This is a genomic window from Streptomyces sp. NPDC001816, from assembly GCF_042892235.1.
GTDB lineage: Bacteria > Actinomycetota > Actinomycetes > Streptomycetales > Streptomycetaceae > Streptomyces.
Window position 1 is genome coordinate 366,479 of the sequence record NZ_JBIATY010000006.1, and the last position, 17,327, is coordinate 383,805.

The window sequence follows — 17,327 nt, forward strand, 5'->3', positions numbered from 1 at the left end:
GCGTGAGTCAGGTGCCGTGGTGGAACGGAAGGGACGGCATGTACGGCTGGATCTGGCGGCATCTGCCGGGGAACGCGTGGGTGAGGGCGCTGATCTCACTTGTACTGGTCCTGGCCGTGATCTATGTCCTGTTCCAGTACGTCTTTCCCTGGGCCGAACCGCTGCTGCCCTTCAACGATGTGACGGTGGACAACCAGTGAGTGCGCGGATTCTCGTCGTCGACAACTACGACAGCTTCGTCTTCAACCTGGTCCAGTACCTGTACCAGCTGGGTGCCGAGTGCGAGGTGCTGCGCAACGACGAGGTGTCGACGGCGCACGCCCAGGACGGCTTCGACGGTGTGCTGCTCTCGCCCGGGCCCGGTACGCCGGAGGAGGCGGGGGTGTGCGTGGACATGGTCCGCCACTGCGCCGCGACCGGTGTCCCCGTCTTCGGTGTCTGTCTCGGTATGCAGTCGATGCAGGTGGCGTACGGCGGTGTGGTGGACCGGGCGCCGGAGCTGCTGCACGGCAAGACCTCCTTGGTGGAGCACGGGGGCAAGGGCGTCTTCGCCGGGCTGCCCTCGCCCTTCACGGCGACCCGCTATCACTCGCTGGCCGCCGAGCCGGCCACCGTCCCGGCGGAGCTGGAGGTCACGGCCCGTACGCACGACGGCATCATCATGGGCCTGCGCCACCGCGAACTGCCGGTCGAGGGTGTGCAGTTCCACCCCGAGTCGGTGCTGACCGAGCACGGGCACCGGATGCTGGCCAACTGGCTGGTGGAGTGCGGCGACCAGGGTGCGGTGGCGAGGTCTGCGGGGCTCGCCCCGGTGGTGGGCAGGGCCACGGCGTGACCGCGCTGCGCCCGGAGCGCGAGGACTTGTACGGGGAGACACCGTACGAGTCCTACGGCTCTGCGCCGTACGCGGCCGCGGGCGACGCCCCTACGGCGCCGATGCCTCCGATGGCTTCGGCGCCTCAAGCACATCAGGTGCCTCAAGCACATCAGGGGCAGACATACAGGGCGCCCGGGATGCCTCCGACGGCTTCGGTGGACGAGCAGGCGACCACGCTGCTGCCGCCGCTCGACGACGAGACGGTGGCGCTGCGGATCCCCGGTCCGCCGCCGGGCCCGCAGAACGGGTCCCTGCGCGCCTCTGCAGCCTCCTCGGCCTCATCCACCACGGGAACCACACCGGGCGGCCGTGCGGCCCGCAGAAAGGCCGCCAAGCGGCGCGGTGGCCGCCACGGCGGGAGCCGAGGGCCGGCGGGCGGGCCGGACACCTCCTCGCAGTCCGCGTCGCAGCGGCCGCTCTCGCGTGTCGAGGCCCGGCGTCAGGCGCGGCTGCGCAAGCCGAGCCCGGCCGTCGTCGCGAGCCGGGCGATCGGCGAGGTGTTCATCACCACCGGCGTGCTGATGCTGCTGTTCGTCACCTACCAGCTGTGGTGGACGAACGTCCGCGCCCATGCGCAGGCGGGCAGCGAGGCACACCAGCTGCAGGACGACTGGGCCAGCGGCAAGCGGGCCCCCGGGGTGTTCGAGCCGGGGCAGGGCTTCGCCATCCTGGACATCCCGAAGCTGGACGTGGTGGCGCCGATCGCGGAGGGCGTCAGCAACAAGAAGGTGCTCGACAAGGGGATGGTCGGGCACTACGGCGAGGGCGCGCTGAAGACGGCGATGCCGGACGCGAAGACCGGCAACTTCGGACTGGCCGCGCATCGCAACACCCATGGTGAGCCGTTCCGGTACATCAACAGGCTCGTGGCCGGCGACGCGATCGTGGTCGAAACGCAGGACACGTACTTCGTGTACAAGGTGACGTCGACACTCCCGGTGACGCCGCCGTCCAACACCAGCGTGCTGAACCCGATCCCGCGGGGCTCCGGATTCACCGAGCCGGGCCGCTACATCACCCTCACCACCTGTACGCCGGAGTTCACCAGCAAGTACCGGTTGATCGTCTGGGGCAAGATGGTCGAGGAACGCCCGCGCAGCAAGGGCAAGCCGGACGCGCTCATCGAGTAAGGCAGAGGGAACAAGTGGCAGCGACCGCCGACGAGACCGAAGAGCACACCGACGCGTCCGACGAGGCCCCGGCCCCGCGCCGCCGCCCCGGCCGGATCGCGCTGGCGGTCAGCGTCTTCGGCGAACTCCTCATCACGGCGGGCTTGTTGCTGGGCCTGTTCGTCGTCTACTCGCTCTGGTGGACGAACGTGATAGCGGACCGCAAGGCGGACCGTGAGGCCGACAGGGTCCGTGACCACTGGGCCCACGCCACCGACTCGGGACCCGGCGCGCTGGACACCAAGGACGGCATCGGCTTCCTGCACGTGCCGGCGATGCGCAACGGCGAGGTCCTGGTCGAGAAGGGCACGGGCACGGACGTCCTCAACGACGGCGTGGCCGGCTACTACACGGACCCCGGCAAGGCCACGCTCCCCATGACCGGCAAGAAGGGCAACTTCACCCTCGCCGCGCACCGGGACGGCCACGGCGCGAAGTTCCACAACATCGACAAGGTGGAGAAGGGCGACCCGATCGTCTTCGAGACGAAGGACGACTGGTACGTCTACAAGGTGTACTCGATCCTCCCCGAGACCTCGAAGTACAACGTCAAGGTCCTCTCCCAGATCCCCAAGGAGTCCGGCAAGAAGAAGCCGGGCCACTACATCACCCTGACGACGTGCACCCCGGTCTACACGTCCGAGTACCGCTACGTGGTGTGGGGCGAGCTGGTCCGGGTGGAGAAGGTGGACAGCAAACGGACCCTGCCGGCGGAGCTGCGCGGTTGACAGAGGTTCTTTGAGTAACTCAGTCGTCTAGCATGACGAAGGCCCGAAGCCGCAACTTCCTCTTGCGGCTTCGGGCCTCTTTGCGTCAGGCCGTACCTACTCCAGGACCTTCAGCGGTTCGCCGGCGCTCCACTCCTCCAGCGCCCCACCGCTTCGAGCCGCTGCAGCCGGGCGTGGTGCTGGTGGAGCCGCCGCTCGATGCGCTGGACTCCCGCGCGAAGAGCGACCAGCTCCTTGCGGTGCTCTCCCGACGTTTCGATCAGGGCGTTGAACATCGGCACGACCGTCTTGCCGAGGATGTGGGTGATGCGTTGGTCGATGCGGTCGTCGAGGAAGGCGACCACGCTGTGGACGGAGTTATCCACAGGCTGCGTACGTGCCAGGTACTCCATGTCCAGGAGGTATACACGCACCTGACGTGCGACTTCGCTGTCCCGGAGCAGCATGGCGACGTTGAGGACGGCGCGGCGGGAGAAGAGAGCCAGGGACCCGGTGCGGGATGGAATGCGACTGAGTTGCTTGAAGTCACTCAGTTCTGTACCTGTCAGAACTCGGTAGCCGCTCGCTTCCAGCTCTGCTCGATGATCGTGTACGAGGGCTCGGATGGCTTCCACAGTGACGCCGAAGTACGCCGCCACCATCGCCGTCGTCACATGCATCCCGTCCGGCAGCAGCGACAGTGCCTTGACCCTGTCGAGCACGTCCGTGCGGTCCAGCACGCTGTCGCGCAGGGATTTCGACTCCAGCAGCGCCGATTCGTTGATCACGTTCTGCCCCTTCGGCTTGTGTCGTGGCCGTACGGCCAGGGCAGAGACTCGATTCCCCACCCCGCCCGGTCAACGAGTCATGACATATGAAGACACGAGCGGCGAAGGAACTGCCGTGCGATCGCAGTCCTTGCTGCACACATGGATGGGCCCCTGCCGGGAAGTCCCGGCAGGGGCCCATCCGTGTGTGCGGGGCGTCAGCCGTTGGTGCCGCCGAAGAGCGTCCCGCCCTGGTTGCCGTTGCCGCCCTGGTCCACCGTGAACAGGGTGACCGTGTCGCCCTGGTTGACCGTGGTGCCCGGGGCCGGGGTGGAGGTGACGACGACGGCGTTGTCGTCCTGGGAGCCCTGGACGGCGACCTGAAGACCCGCCTGCTCGAGCATCTTCCGGGCGTCCTTGAGCTTCTGGTTCTGGACCTGCGGGACCTGCGTCTGCTGCGGGCCCTGCACCTTGCCGACGTTGATCACCACGTTGGTGTTCTTGGAGACCTCCTCGCCCGCCTGCGGGTTGGTCGAGAGGACCTTGCCGTTGTCGTCGGGGTTGTCGGTCGGGGTGTCGTTGCAGGTCGGCACCAGGCCCAGGTTCTGCAGCTCGGTCTTGGCGTCGTCGCAGGACTTGCCGACGAGGTCGCTGGGGATCGTGATCTTCTCCTCGGCCTTGGCGACCGTGAGCGTGATCGTGGTGCCCTTCTCCTTCTTCGTGCCGCCCAGGGGGTCCTGCTTGGTGACGACACCCGGGGTCTGCGTGGAGACCTCGATCTTCTTGTCGACCGTGAAGCCCTTGGCCTTCAGCTGGGACTCGGCATCGTCGAACTGGATGCCGCGGACGTCCGGCACGGTGACCTTGGGGGCGCCCGTCGACACCACCAGCTTGATCGTGTCGCCCTTCTTGACGTCCGTACCCGGCTCGGGGTCCTGGTCGCAGACGTTGCCCTTCGGCTGGTCGTCGCAGGGCTTGTAGGTGGGCTTTGCCAGTTTCAGGTCGCGGTTGACGGCCATCTTCTGGGCGGTGGTGTAGCTGTTGCCGACGAAGTGCGGGGCTCCGAACGTCTCGTCCGTGTTCTTCTGGCTGAAGACATACTTCCCGATCAGGATCGCGCCGATCAGGACCAGCACGGCCGCGACCACGAGGAGGATCGTGGAGGTGTTGTTGTTCTTTTTCTGCTGGCGGCGGCGGTCGGGGCGGTCGTCGTAGCCGTAGCCGCCGTCGTCCGGGTTCATCGGGGGCAGCATCGACGTGGCGCCGGCCCCCGCATCCGGACGCAGTGCCGTCGTCGGCTGGTCGTCGGGGTAGCCGCCGTAGCCGACCGCGCCCATCGCGGCCGTCGCCGCGACCGGCTGGCCGTCGAGGCAGGCCTCGATGTCGGCGCGCATCTCGTCGGCCGACTGGTAGCGGTAGTTCGGGTCCTTGACCAGCGCCTTCAGGACGATGGCGTCCATCTCGGGGGTGATCTCGGGGTCGAAGACGCTCGGGGCCTGCGGTTCCTCGCGGACGTGCTGGTAGGCCACGGCCACCGGGGAGTCGCCCACGAAGGGCGGCCGTACCGTCAGCAGCTCGTAGAGGAGACAGCCGGTCGAGTAGAGGTCCGACCGGGCGTCGACCTGCTCGCCCTTGGCCTGCTCCGGGGAGAGGTACTGCGCCGTGCCGATGACCGCGGCGGTCTGGGTCATGGTCATGCCGGAGTCGCCCATGGCCCGGGCGATGCCGAAGTCCATCACCTTGACCTGGCCGTTGCGCGTCAGCATGACGTTCGCCGGCTTGATGTCACGGTGGACGATGCCGTTGCGGTGGGCGTACTCCAGGCCCTGGAGGATGCCGATGGTCATCTCCATCGCGCGCTCGGGCAGGAGCTTGCGGCCGGAGTGCAGCAGCTCACGGAGCGTCGAGCCGTCGACGTACTCCATCACGATGTACGGGATCGAGACCCCGTCGATGTAGTCCTCGCCCGTGTCGTAGACCGCCACGATCGCGGGATGGTTGAGCGAGGCGGCCGACTGGGCCTCCCGGCGGAAGCGGGCCTGGAAGGAAGGGTCGCGTGCCAGGTCGGCGCGCAGGGTCTTCACTGCCACGGTGCGGCCGAGCCGGGTGTCATGCGCGAGGTAGACCTCCGCCATGCCACCACGGCCGAGCACCTGGCCCAGCTCGTACCGGCCGCCGAGGCGACGCGGCTCTTCCATAGCTACCTACCAGCCCTCTCCGTCGGTCTCGGCCGCGCACGTCCGTGTGCGGCCGAAGGCTGCCGTCCGGGCCTACCGTACCCGGCTCGCGTTGTGTGACCTGGCCAAGCCCGTAACCCGATACAGGACCGGTATCGCAACGTGCAACGATGTGAAGGGGACGTGTGCAGGGTCACTTCTTGGTGCTGATGACCGCCTCCATGACGTTCTTCGCGATCGGGGCGGCCAGGCCGCCACCGGAGATGTCGTCGCGGTTGGCGTTCTCGTCCTCGACCACCACGGCCACGGCGACCGGCGAGCTGCCGTCGCTGAGCTTGGCGTACGAGATGAACCACGCGTACGGGTTGGCGCTGTTCGCCACACCGTGCTGGGCGGTACCCGTCTTGCCACCGACGGTGACGCCGCCGCCGATCTGCGCCTTCTGGCCCGTGCCGCTCTTGACGACGGTCTCCATCATCGACTGCAGGATCTGCGCGTTCGTCGGCGACAGCGGGCGGCTCAGCTCCTTCGGCTCGGTCTTGGCGACCGGGTCGACGTTGGAGGACTGCAGCTCGTCGACCATGTACGGCTTCATCAGCTTGCCGTCGTTGGCGACGGCCGAGGCGACCATGGCCATCTGCAGCGGGGTGGCCGCGGTGTTGTACTGGCCGATGGAGGACAGGGCGGTCTGCGACGAGTTCATGTGCTCGGAGAACACCGAGGCGTTCGCGCGGACCGGGGTGAACTGCTCGGAGTCGAAGCCGAACTTCTTCGCCTCGGCCAGCATCTTGTCGTTGCCGAGGTCGGCGCCGATCTTGCCGAAGACCGTGTTGCAGGACACGCGCAGCGCCTCACGCATGTTCGCGTTCTTGCAGGGGATGTTCCCCTCGTTCTTCAGCTCGGTGGTGGTGCCCTTCATGATGTAGGGCAGCGGGGAGTCGGTGTTCTCGTCCGCCGACTTGTACAGCTCGTTCTCCAGCGCGGCCGCGGCCGTGACCACCTTGAAGGTGGAGCCCGGCGGGTAGGTCTCGCGCAGCGCCCGGTTCAGCATCGGGTCGGCCGGGTTGTTCTTCTTCTGGAGCTTGGTCCAGTTCTTGGAGTCCACGTCGGTGGAGTTGCCCGCGAAGGACGAGGGGTCGTACGACGGGTACGAGGCCAGCGCGAGGATCTTGCCGGTGGACGGGTCGAGGGCGACCACGGCGCCCTTGCCGCCCCGGCTCTTGAGGCCCTCGTACGCCGCCTTCTGCGCGGCCGCGTTGAGCGTGGTGACGACGTTGCCGCCCTGCCTCTGCTTGCCCGTGATCATGTCGAGGGTGTTGCGGAAGAAGAGCCGGTCGTCGTTGCCGGTGAGGATGCCGTCGTTGATCTTCTCCAGCTGGCTGCTGTCGAAGGCCTGCGAGGAGTAGCCGGTGACCGGGGCCCACATGGGCCCGTTCTTGTACGTGCGCTTGTACTTGAAGTCGCCGCTCTTGGACTCGACGGATCCGGTTATGGGCTCGCCGTCCACGATGATGTCGCCCCGCGGGTTCGCGTACCGCTCGATGGCGACCCGGCGGTTGTCCTTGTCGGTGCGCAGTTGGTCGGACTTCACGTACTGGAGCCAGTTGTCGCGGATCAGCAGGGCCAGTACGAGGAGTCCGCAGAAGATCGCGATCCGGCGCAGGGGCTTGTTCATGACGGGCGGACCACCTGGGTCATCTCGGCGTCGGGGTTGGCTGCGGGCGTGGGCGCCGGCCGGCGGGCGGTGTCGCTGATGCGGATCAGGATGCCGATCAGGGCCCAGTTGGCGATCACGGAGGAGCCGCCGTAGGCGAGGAACGGCATCGTCATACCGGTCAGCGGGATGAGGCCCATCACACCGCCGGAGACGACGAAGACCTGGAGGGCGAAGGCGCCGGACAGGCCGATGGCGAGCAGCTTGCCGAACGGGTCGCGGGCGGCGAGGGCGGTGCGCACACCGCGCTCCACGATCAGGCCGTAGATCAGCAGGATCGCCATGAGGCCGGCCAGACCCAGCTCCTCGCCGAAGGTGGCGAGGATGAAGTCGGAGTTGGCGGCGAACCGGATCAGCTCGGAGTGGCCCTGGCCCCAGCCGGTGCCGAGGGTGCCGCCGGAGCCGAACGCCCACAGGGCCTGCTGCAGCTGGTCGGAGTGGACTCCCTGGACGCCCGGGGTGCGGCTGAGTACGTACTCGTGCATCGGGTCGAGCCACGCCTGGACACGCACCTGGATGTGCGGCTCGAAGCTCGCCACGCCGACGGCGCCGGCCGCGGACATCAGCAGACCGAAGACGATCCAGCTGGTCCGCTCGGTGGCGACGTACAGCATGATGACGAACATTCCGAAGAACAGCAGCGACGTGCCGAGGTCGGTCTCGAAGACCAGGATGAGGATCGAGATCGCCCAGACGACGAGGATCGGGCCGAGGTCGCGGCCGCGCGGCAGGTACAGGCCCATGAAGCGGCGGCTGGCCAGGGCCAGCGCGTCGCGCTTCACCATCAGGTAGCCGGCGAAGAAGACGGCCAGCACGATCTTGGCGAACTCGCCGGGCTGGATGGTGAAGCTGCCGACCTGGATCCAGATCTTGGCGCCGTAGACGTCGGCGCCGAGGCCCGGGACCAGCGGGAGCAGCAGCAGGAACAGCGAGGCCGCCATGGAGATGTACGTGTAGCGCTGCAGCGTGCGGTGGTCCTTGAGGAAGAACAGCACGGCGACGAAGAGCGCGATGCCCATCGCGGTGTAGATCAGCTGGTTGGTCGCCTTGCCGCCGGCCACGCCGATGCCCTGGAGCAGCTTGGACTGGTCGAGCCGCCAGATGGCGACCAGGCCGAGACCGTTGAGCAGGGTGGCCAGGGGCAGCAGCAGCGGGTCGGCGTACGGGGCGAACTTCCGTACGACGAAGTGGGCGATGCCGGCCAGCAGGCCGAGGCCCAGGCCGTAGGCCAGCAGGCCCGCGGGCACCTGGTCGTCGAGGGCCAGGCCCACGTTGGCGTAGGCGAACACCGGGATGGCCACGGCGAAGATCAGCAGGGCCAGCTCGGTGTTGCGGCGGCTCGGTGCGCCGATCGCGCCGATCGTGGACGTGTGGTGGGTCGATGAATTCGAAGTACTGCTCATCGTGTGACAGGGCCTCTCACGGCTTTACTGCTTGCCGCACTGATCGACGACCTTCTGCTCATCCTCGGAGAGGCTCGGGCCGGGGTTGGGCGTGGCGGTCGCGGTCGGGGTCGGGGACTTGGACGAGGGAGACGTCGTGGAGGCCGACGGGTTCGGCGTCGGTGATGCCTTGGACGTGAGGGAGGTACGGGTGGTTCCCGTGGTGCCTCCGGCCTCGCCCTGGCCCGTCTTGGCGTTCTTCTCGGTCTCCGCGGCCGTGCGTTCCGACTGCTTCTTGCAGGCGGAGGCCTGCAAGGCCAGTGCCTCGATCTTCGTCTGGGCCTGCTGCAGACCACCTGCGGCGATCGTGTTCTTGACCTGCTTCTGCTGGTAGGGCGGCAGGTACTTGAGTTCGATCTCGGGGTGGTCCTTCTCCACCTTCGAGAGCGACACCCAGGCCAGGTCCTGGCTGATGCCGCGGTACAGCGCCACGTGCTCGCCGCTGGTGCCGACGTAGTACTGCGTCTGCGTCCAGCGGTATCCGCTGTACAGGCCGCCGCCGATGACCGCGAGGGCCAGGCCGCCGTAGAGGGATCGCTTCAGCCACTTGCGGCCCTTGCGGGGCTTGATGAAGTCCTCGTCGGTGTAGTCGCCGAAGCTGCCGCTCGGGATGTAGCCGGTGTCGCCGGAGCCGGGCGGGCCGAACTCGCCGCCGCCCTGTCCGTGGCCCTGGCGGCCGAGGTGGGAGGCGCGGCCGGCCGGGGTCTGCATGATGCCGTTGTCGTGCAGGTGGTGCTGGTTCTCGGCGACGGCGCCGACCACGACCGGGGTGTCGGACAGCTGCCCGGCGAGGGTGTCACCGGTGTCCAGGTCGAGGACGTCGGCGACGATGACGGTGATGTTGTCGGGGCCGCCGCCGCGCAGCGCGAGCTGGATCAGCTCCTGCACGGTCTCCTGCGGGCCCTGGTAGCTGGCGAGGGTCTCCTCCATCGTCTGGTGGGAGACGACGCCGGACAGGCCGTCGGAGCAGATCAGGTAGCGGTCGCCGGCCCGGACCTCGCGGATGGACAGGTCGGGTTCGACGTGGTCGCCGCTGCCGAGGGCGCGCATCAGCAGGGAGCGCTGCGGGTGGGTGGTGGCCTCTTCCTCGGTGATCCGGCCCTCGTCGACGAGCCGCTGCACCCAGGTGTGGTCCTGGGTGATCTGGGTCAGCACCCCGTCGCGCAGCAGGTACGCCCGCGAGTCGCCCACGTGGACGAGGCCGAGCCGCTGCCCGGTCCACAGCAGGGCGGTGAGGGTGGTGCCCATGCCCTCGAGCTGGGGGTCCTCCTCGACCATGGCGCGCAGCTGGTCGTTGGCGCGCTGCACGGCGGTGCCGAGGGAGGTGAGGATGTCGGAGCCGGGCACGTCGTCGTCGAGCGTGACCAGGGTGGAGATGACCTCGGAGGAGGCGACCTCGCCGGCCGCCTGGCCGCCCATGCCGTCGGCGATGGCGAGCAGACGCGGACCGGCGTAACCGGAGTCCTCGTTGCCCTCCCGGATCATGCCCTTGTGCGATCCGGCGGCGAAACGCAGTGACAGACTCATGCGCACCTCGCCAGTCGGCTCCGGGTACAGCCGGTCGTGTCGAGCCACACTGCCCACCCTCCGGTCGGGAGCGCGCCGCAGACCGGGGTGCGGCCTGCCGCTGCGTGCTCGCTCCGCTCGCGCTCACTCATGACGTAGCACTACTTCCGCAGCTCGATGACGGTTTTGCCGATGCGGATCGGCGCGCCCAGCGGGATCGGTGTGGGGGTCGTCAGCCGGGACCGGTCCAGATAGGTGCCGTTGGTGGAGCCGAGGTCCTCGACGATCCACTGGCCGTCGCGGTCCGGGTAGATCCTGGCATGGCGGCTGGAGGCGTAGTCGTCGTCCAGCACGATCGTGGAGTCGTGTGCCCGGCCCAGGCTGATGGTCTGGCCCTGCAGCGCGACGGTGGTGCCGGTCAGTGTGCCTTCGGTCACCACCAGCTTGGTGGGGGCGTTGCGGCCGCGTCGGCCGCCGCCGCCCTGCTGGGCGCGCTGCTGCGGGGGCGCGGACTGCTGCCGGGCCGCCTGCTGCGGGCGTGCGGCCTCTCTGCGCGACCCGCGCTGGGTGACACGCGTACCGAACAGGTCGCTCCGGATGACCTGCACGGCCACGATCACGAACAGCCACAGTACGGCCAGGAAACCCAGCCGCATGACCGTGAGGGTCAGCTCTGACATTGCCCCCGCTTCACCCTTCGGCTTGCCGGTAAATGATGGTGGTGCTGCCCACGACGATCCGCGAGCCGTCGCGGAGCGTAGCGCGGGTGGTGTGCTGCCCGTCCACCACGATGCCGTTGGTGGAGCCGAGATCCTGGATCGTCGAGGGCGTTCCGGTCCGGATCTCGCAGTGCCGGCGGGAGACGCCGGGGTCGTCGATCCGCACGTCGGCGTCGGTGCTGCGGCCCAGCACCAGCGTCGCGCGGGAGATCTGGTGGCGGTTGCCGTTGATCTCGATCCAGTAGCGGGTGCGCCCGCCGCTCGCGGGGGCGGCCGAGGGCCGCTGCGCGGCGGGCTGGGGGTAGCCGTAGCCGCCGGGCCGTGCGCCGGGCGGCGGCGCGGACGGCATCGGGGGCGCTCCGGCGGGAGCGGCGGGCGGGTGGCCGTAGCCGCCCTGGCCGGGGCGGCCGGCCGGAGCCGAGGGGGCCGCGCCCTGCTGGCTGGCGGAGGAGGCGAGGGTGCGCGAGCGCACCCGGTACAGGCCGGTGTCGAGGTCGTTCGCCTTCTCCAGGTTGACCTTGATCGGGCCCATGAAGGTGTAGCGCTGCTGCTTGGCGTAGTCGCGCACCATGCCGGCCAGCTCGTCGCCGAGCTGCCCGGAGTAGGGGCTGAGGCGCTCGAAGTCCGGCGCGCTCAGCTCCACGATGAAGTCGTTGGGGACCACGGTGCGGTCCCGGTTCCAGATGGTGGCGTTGTTGTCGCACTCCCGCTGGAGCGCGCCGGCGATCTCCACCGGCTGGACCTCGGACTTGAAGACCTTGGCGAAGGTGCCGTTGACCAGACCTTCGAGACGCTGCTCGAACTTCTTCAGGACTCCCATGGGGCACCTCCTCCGTCGCTGACGCTGCTTCCTTGCCCTGCTCTGTGCCGCTGTCCTGCCCGGTACTGCTTACTGATCGTATCTACGCGTCCGGCAATCAGCCGGTTCCCCGAGCGGCTCCCCTTCGAACCCCTCCAGACAAGGATCGTAGAGGCGGACACTGACCAGTGTCCCGCACCCTGCTGTGGTCCCGGTCCGCCTCCTGGGGAGATGCCCTGGACCGGTACGAGGTTGATACGTGACCAGGGACTCCCTGAAACGTGGCCGGGTACGGGGTGGGGACCGGGGGCCGGGAAGGGATGTGAACCCACCCCGTACGGCGTGCTAATGTTCTGCATGTCGGAAGGGGCCAGCCCGAAAGGGACGGAGCCGGAAGACACACCCAATGCGCGGGTGGCGGAATAGGCAGACGCGCTGGATTCAGGTTCCAGTGCCCGCAAGGGCGTGGGGGTTCAACTCCCCCCTCGCGCACAGAGAGAACCGATGAAACGGGTCTCTGCCGGTGACGGAAGTCACGGCGGGGGCCCGTTTCTCGTTGTGTCCGGGTTTGTGAGGGATCGCACAGTCTGGAGATCGACGCAGTTGGCCCCGCCGGTGAGCTATTTCACGGGCGGGGCCAAGGTTTTTGCTGCGGGTGATGCCGTGTTGTTACCGGGGCAAGGCGATCAGGCCTGTCAGCCGGCCGGTGTGCCGAGCAGGAACGCGAGTGCAGTCAGGGTGACCGCGCCGACGGCGAACGCGGCGCCGAGGTCTCCAGGACCCGGCGGGAGCGGAGGCTGCGGCTGCGGGCAGAGCGCCTGCACTGAACGGCCGCCGCGGCACCCCATGCGCCGGCGCTGGTCCGCTCGGAGCGCCAGGCCGAGTCGCTGTTGGCCCATCAGGGGCGCTTGGCCGAGGACTTGGATGCGCTTCGCAAGGACGGCGCGTTCGACGACGTCGATGACGCTCTGTCAAAGATCGATGGAGTCCTGCACACGCAGGCCGAGACCATGCAGCGGCTGTCGGAACCTGATGACGACACACCGTCTCCGGCGCCGCCGAAGGAGGCCACGCAGCCGTCGTCGTCAACCGGCTTCATCGCGCGCGAGCCGAGCAGTACCTGCGAGCCTGCGACGCGGACGTGATCATCGGCACCCGGCCGGGCGTCAACGTGTACCTGGCCCGCTTCGCCCCGCCCCAGGCCCTGCGCATCGCCCAGGAGCACCTCACCCACGACACCCACACGAAGAAGCTGCGCGCCCAGCTCGCCCGCCACTACCGCGACCTGGACGCCCTGGTGACCCCACCGAGGGGGACGCCGCCGTCCACCGGGCGAAGATGCGCCTGCCAGGGGTCAGGATCATCGCCATTCCCAACGGTGTACCCGACCCCGGCCTGCCGCCCGCCGACGCCAAGGTCATTGCCGCAGCCGGGCGGCTGGCCCGCGGCAAACGGTTCGACCTGCTCATCGACGCCTTCGCCGAGGTCGCCGCCAAGCAACCCGACTGGACGCTGCGGATCTACGGCTCGGGCGCCGAGAAGGACCGCCTGCAGCAGCTGATCGACGAGCACGACCTGGGCGGTCGGGCGGTACGCATGGGCGTGGTCTCACCGATCGTGGCCGAGTTCGCCAAGGCGTCCATCGTTGCCTCCGCGTCCGAGGCCGAATCCTTCGGCATGACCCTCGTCGAGGCGATGCGCTGCGGAGTCCCGGTGGTTTCCACCGACTGCCCGCTCGGTCCCGCGGAGATCATCCACGACGGTGTCGACGGCCGGCTGGTGCCCATGGGCGACCGGCAGGCCCTGGCCGACGCGCTGCTCGGCCTCATCGCCGACGAGCCCGCCCGCCGCCGCATGGGCCACGCCGGCCGCCAGGCCGCGTCGGCGCCGCCCGCCTCTCCTTCTTCCTCGGCATCCCGGCCCTGACCGGCGCCGGCATCTACGAGCTGAAGGACGCCCTCGGCGCGGGCGTCGGCGCCACCCCGCTGGTCATCGGCACCGCGGTCTCCTTCGTCGTCGCCTACGCCTCCATCGCCTGGCTCCTGAAGTTCGTCGCCAAGCACTCCTTCAACGCCTTCGTCATCTACCGCACCATCGTCGGCGTGGCGCTGCTCGGCCTGCTCGCCACCGGAGTGCTCTCAGGCCGACCACCTGGGCGCTGGGCCGGACTGCCCGGCGGATGCCTGACGCCGGCGCCGATCTTGGCCGCCTGCTGGGTACGCCTCGTCCGGTGCCTGCTGAAAACGGCGGCAGGGCGGCACGGTCGTCGCCGAGGGCAGGTCCAACGCGGCGATCGCCCGCCGCCTGGTGGTCTGCGAGGCGGCCGTCGGCCGGCGGGTGCCGGCGGTGCTGGCGTTCCTGCGGGCTTGAGGGCGGACGCTGCCGGTCGTATGCGGGCGTGACGGCGGCCGCAGCGGGCGTAGGGCGCGCTGTGAGGGCGACGGCGGGTGCCGGGGTGCCGGAGGGTTGCGGGGTTCTCCACAGGCGCCCAGTTGTCCACAGGGTGTGACGCGTTTCGGCCACCGGTTGTACCGTCTGGACGAGTTGATGTTCGAGCTGATCCGCGTGCGGGCACGCGTGTGGTGTCTTCGGGGGAGGCGGTCGCGGTGACCGAGAGCGGTGTGGGAGCGGCGGAATCGGCCGGGCAGGCGGCGGCACCCCGGCTGCCCCGGATGCGCGGGTTCGCCGCATGGCCGCCCCAGGGCTCGCCCAAGGAGGAGGGCAAGGCACTGCGGGCGAGCGTGCCGCGCAGTGCACACCGCACCCTCGACCTGGACGGCGCCCGCCCGGACGCGGTCACCGCGGTCGAGGAGTCCAACGCCGGCCGCATCCCCGAGCTGACCCCGATACGGGTGGGCCGGATGGCGGCCACGCCGTTCGCCTTCCTGCGCGGCTCGGCCGGACTCATGGCCCACGACCTGGCGCGCGCCCCCATGACCAGGATCGGCGCCCAGATATGCGGCGACGCGCACGCGGCCAACTTCGGCCTGTACGGCGACGCCCGCGGCGGCCTGGTCATCGACCTTAACGACTTCGACGAGACCGTGCACGGCCCCTGGGAATGGGACCTGAAGCGGCTCGCCGCCTCGCTGGTGCTGGCCGGCCGCGAGGCGGGTGCCGACGAGGACACCTGCCGCAAGGCGGCAGGCGACGCGGCCGGCGCCTACCGGCGCACCATGCGGCTGCTGGCCAAGCTGTCGGTGCTGGACGCCTGGAACGCCATCGCGGACGAGGAACTGGTCTCCCACACCGACGCCCACGACCTGCTCGGCACCCTGGAGCGGGTTTCCGAGAAGGCACGGGCCAACACCAGCGGCCGGTTCGCGGCGAAGTCGACCGAGGAAGTGGCCGACGGCGGACGCCGCTTCGTCGACGCGCCCCCGGTGCTGCGCCGGATCCCGGACGCCGAGGCGGCCGCGGTGGCCGCGGCCCTGGAGCCGTACGTGGCGACGCTCTCCGAGGACCGGCTGCCCCTGCTGGCCCGGCACGCGGTGCACGACGTCGCCTTCCGGGTCGTCGGCACCGGCAGCGTGGGCACCCGGTCCTACGTGGTGCTCCTGCTGGACCACCGCGGGCAGCCGCTGGTGCTCCAGGTGAAGGAGGCCCGCCCGTCCGCGCTGGTCCCGCACCTGGCCACGGCAGGCTTCGCGGCGGCGCCGGTGGAGCACGAGGGACGCCGGGTGGTCCTCGGCCAGAAGAGGATGCAGGTGGTCAGCGACATCCTGCTCGGCTGGACGACGGTCGACGGGCGGCCCTACCAGGTGCGCCAGTTCCGCAACCGCAAGGGCAGTGTCGACCCGGCCGCGCTCGCCGCCGACCATGTCGACGACTACGGCCGGATGACCGGCGCCCTGCTGGCCCGCGCCCACGCCCACAGCGCCGACCCGCGCCTGATCGCCGGCTACTGCGGCAAGAACGAGGAACTGGACGAGGCGATGGCCGACTTCGCCGTCGCCTACGCCGACCGCACCGAGGCGGACCACGCCGAACTGGTGGCGGCGGTGCGGTCCGGGCGGATCGCGGCCGAGATGGGCGTGTGACGGCGGGGACGGGGAAGACGAGGGCCGAGGTGGTGGTGAGGTGAGGTACGTCGAGCTGACCGACGGCGAGGACGGGTACCCGGGGTTCATCGACCCCCGGCCCTACCTCGACCGGCTGCCCGCCCTCGCGGCCGAACTGCCGCCGGGCGCCCGCGCGTTCGCCATCGACCCCGGGCACTACGACTTCGGCGGCAAGCGCTGTGTGAAGGACCTCCGGCCCGAGCGGGTGCGCCGCAGCGGCGACGGGGACGTCGAGATCCGCTTCCGGCACAACTGCTTCAAGCACGACGAGGACCTCCTCGTCCGCTACCAAGGCGTCTCCCGCTTCCAGTCGGACGTCCTGGGCGTCTGCGACCCCGCCTCCCTCGGCGACGTGATCCTCGACGAGATCCTGCCGCACCCCGGCGGCTGCACCCACGAGCTGGCCTGCCGGCCCGGCACGCTCGTGGTCGCCTGCCGGGACCTGGAGGCCGAGTGGGTACCGGCCGACTGCCCGGACGCGCCACCGGCCGGCTGAGCCAGGGCGTCTTGGGCGACGGGTTTCGGCCGTGGCCTACGCTGGTCGGGTGACGACCCCGGAAGCTGAGCAGTCCCAGGCACCGCGGCCCGAGGAACGGCTGGAACAGGCCGTGCGGGCTGCCGAGCAGGCGTTGATCGAGTACGAGATCGCCGTGGAGACGTTCCGCGTCGAGGTCGAGAACTTCTCCCGGCTGCACGAACAGCGCCTCGGCCCGCTCTACACCCGCATCGAGGAACTGGACGCGCTGATCGCCGAGGCGAAGGCCGCCCGCACCGGCGACCCCGAGGACATCCGCCGGGCCGAGGAGGCCCGCGCACATGTGCTGCCCATCCCCGGCGTCGAGGAACTGCTGAACGGCTGGATGGACGGCAACGGCCTGTTCCCGGAGGCCGCCGCCATGCTCACCGATCAGGCGGTACGGCCCCCCGAGCGGGTACGGCCCAGCGAGGAGGCCCGCAAGCTCTACCGCGACCTCGCCCGCAAGGCCCACCCCGACCTCGCCCAGGAGGAGGCGGAGCGGCAGCGGCGCGAGGAGTTCATCACCCGCGTCAACGCCGCCTACGCCCGCGGCGACGAGACCCTCCTCGCCGAACTGGCCGCGGAGTGGGCGGCGGGCCCGGTACCGCCCGAGCGGCGCCCCAGCCCCGCCGAGGAGCTGTACGCCCGCCTGGAATGGCTCACCCAGCGCAAGGAACTGCTCACGCTGATCGCCCGCGAACTCGAGGACGGCGCGATCGCCGGCATGCTGCGCCTGGCCCCCGACGACCCCGACGCCCTCCTCGAAGAGATCGCCGCCCGCCTGCGCGCCGACATCGAACAGCGGGAGACCACGCTCGCGGGCTTGCAGGGGCAGGGATGAACACCGGCGTCGGTCGGGTAGCGTCGGGGAC

General features: G+C 69.7%; 15 protein-coding genes, 1 tRNA gene and 3 pseudogenes. 12 read left to right on the top strand and 7 right to left on the bottom strand.

Going from position 1 to position 17,327, the window contains the following annotated elements; translation table 11 throughout:
• Positions 1-2 precede the first annotated feature (2 nt).
• Genes ACFYZZ_RS23515 through ACFYZZ_RS23530 form a run of 4 tightly spaced genes read left to right on the top strand, consistent with a single transcriptional unit; the run spans position 3 to position 2,774 of the window.
• Positions 3-200, top strand: a complete 198-nt coding sequence (locus ACFYZZ_RS23515; protein ID WP_186581498.1) for a hypothetical protein — start codon at positions 3-5, stop codon at positions 198-200.
• Positions 197-835, top strand: coding sequence for an aminodeoxychorismate/anthranilate synthase component II (locus ACFYZZ_RS23520; protein ID WP_093500774.1), 639 nt, complete (start codon positions 197-199; stop codon positions 833-835). Before ACFYZZ_RS23515 ends, ACFYZZ_RS23520 begins: the two co-directional genes overlap by 4 nt.
• Entirely contained in the window at positions 832-2,007 is a 1,176-nt protein-coding gene (locus ACFYZZ_RS23525; protein ID WP_389179146.1) for a class E sortase, read from the top strand. The genes ACFYZZ_RS23520 and ACFYZZ_RS23525 overlap by 4 nt, the downstream gene beginning before the upstream one ends.
• Before the next feature lie 14 nt (positions 2,008-2,021).
• Positions 2,022-2,774, top strand: coding sequence for a class E sortase (locus ACFYZZ_RS23530; protein WP_389179149.1), 753 nt, complete (start codon positions 2,022-2,024; stop codon positions 2,772-2,774).
• 110 nt (positions 2,775-2,884) lie between these two features.
• Here ACFYZZ_RS23530 and ACFYZZ_RS23535 read toward each other — a convergent pair whose 3' ends face one another.
• The 7 genes from ACFYZZ_RS23535 to ACFYZZ_RS23565 form a co-directional block, all read right to left on the bottom strand.
• Positions 2,885-3,541 (bottom strand): restriction endonuclease, encoded by a 657-nt coding sequence (locus ACFYZZ_RS23535; RefSeq protein ID WP_389179151.1) that lies wholly within the window; start codon positions 3,539-3,541, stop codon positions 2,885-2,887.
• Positions 3,542-3,738: 197 nt separating this feature from the next.
• Positions 3,739-5,718, bottom strand: a complete 1,980-nt coding sequence (pknB, locus tag ACFYZZ_RS23540; RefSeq protein ID WP_389179154.1) for a Stk1 family PASTA domain-containing Ser/Thr kinase — start codon at positions 5,716-5,718, stop codon at positions 3,739-3,741.
• A gap of 172 nt (positions 5,719-5,890) precedes the next feature.
• Positions 5,891-7,372, bottom strand: a complete 1,482-nt coding sequence (locus ACFYZZ_RS23545; RefSeq protein ID WP_389179156.1) for a penicillin-binding transpeptidase domain-containing protein — start codon at positions 7,370-7,372, stop codon at positions 5,891-5,893.
• Positions 7,369-8,814 (bottom strand): FtsW/RodA/SpoVE family cell cycle protein, encoded by a 1,446-nt coding sequence (locus tag ACFYZZ_RS23550; protein WP_389179158.1) that lies wholly within the window; start codon positions 8,812-8,814, stop codon positions 7,369-7,371. The genes ACFYZZ_RS23545 and ACFYZZ_RS23550 overlap by 4 nt, the downstream gene beginning before the upstream one ends.
• 24 nt (positions 8,815-8,838) lie before the next feature.
• Positions 8,839-10,380: a Stp1/IreP family PP2C-type Ser/Thr phosphatase gene (locus tag ACFYZZ_RS23555; RefSeq protein ID WP_389179161.1), complete on the bottom strand. Its 1,542-nt coding sequence runs from the start codon at positions 10,378-10,380 to the stop codon at positions 8,839-8,841.
• A 140-nt stretch (positions 10,381-10,520) separates the two neighbouring features.
• Positions 10,521-11,039 carry an FHA domain-containing protein gene (locus ACFYZZ_RS23560; RefSeq protein ID WP_386572729.1) on the bottom strand — a complete coding sequence of 173 codons (519 nt, stop codon included), beginning with the start codon at positions 11,037-11,039 and terminating at the stop codon, positions 10,521-10,523.
• 10 nt (positions 11,040-11,049) lie between these two features.
• Positions 11,050-11,898 (bottom strand): FhaA domain-containing protein, encoded by an 849-nt coding sequence (locus ACFYZZ_RS23565; RefSeq protein ID WP_386572730.1) that lies wholly within the window; start codon positions 11,896-11,898, stop codon positions 11,050-11,052.
• Positions 11,899-12,285: 387 nt separating this feature from the next.
• Here ACFYZZ_RS23565 and ACFYZZ_RS23570 point away from each other — a divergent pair.
• From ACFYZZ_RS23570 to ACFYZZ_RS23605, 8 genes and pseudogenes are all read left to right on the top strand, one after another.
• A tRNA-Leu gene (locus tag ACFYZZ_RS23570) sits at positions 12,286-12,369 on the top strand.
• 416 nt (positions 12,370-12,785) lie between these two features.
• Positions 12,786-13,022 (top strand): hypothetical protein, encoded by a 237-nt coding sequence (locus tag ACFYZZ_RS23575; protein ID WP_389179164.1) that lies wholly within the window; start codon positions 12,786-12,788, stop codon positions 13,020-13,022.
• Positions 12,965-13,779: pseudogene (locus ACFYZZ_RS23580) on the top strand (glycosyltransferase); the annotation flags it as partial. The gene ACFYZZ_RS23575 and the pseudogene ACFYZZ_RS23580, both read left to right, overlap by 58 nt.
• Positions 13,755-14,018: pseudogene (locus tag ACFYZZ_RS23585) on the top strand (undecaprenyl-diphosphate phosphatase); the annotation flags it as partial. The pseudogenes ACFYZZ_RS23580 and ACFYZZ_RS23585, both read left to right, overlap by 25 nt.
• 100 nt (positions 14,019-14,118) lie before the next feature.
• Positions 14,119-14,247: pseudogene (locus tag ACFYZZ_RS23590) on the top strand (DNA-binding response regulator); the annotation flags it as partial.
• A gap of 236 nt (positions 14,248-14,483) precedes the next feature.
• Positions 14,484-15,917, top strand: coding sequence for a DUF2252 domain-containing protein (locus ACFYZZ_RS23595; protein WP_389179167.1), 1,434 nt, complete (start codon positions 14,484-14,486; stop codon positions 15,915-15,917).
• Between the two features lie 40 nt (positions 15,918-15,957).
• The gene (locus ACFYZZ_RS23600) at positions 15,958-16,434 is read left to right on the top strand and encodes a hypothetical protein (protein ID WP_389179170.1); all 477 of its coding nucleotides are present in this window, start codon (positions 15,958-15,960) and stop codon (positions 16,432-16,434) included.
• Between the two features lie 49 nt (positions 16,435-16,483).
• Entirely contained in the window at positions 16,484-17,296 is an 813-nt protein-coding gene (locus tag ACFYZZ_RS23605) for a hypothetical protein (RefSeq protein ID WP_389179173.1), read from the top strand.
• The last annotated feature ends 31 nt before the right edge of the window (positions 17,297-17,327 follow it).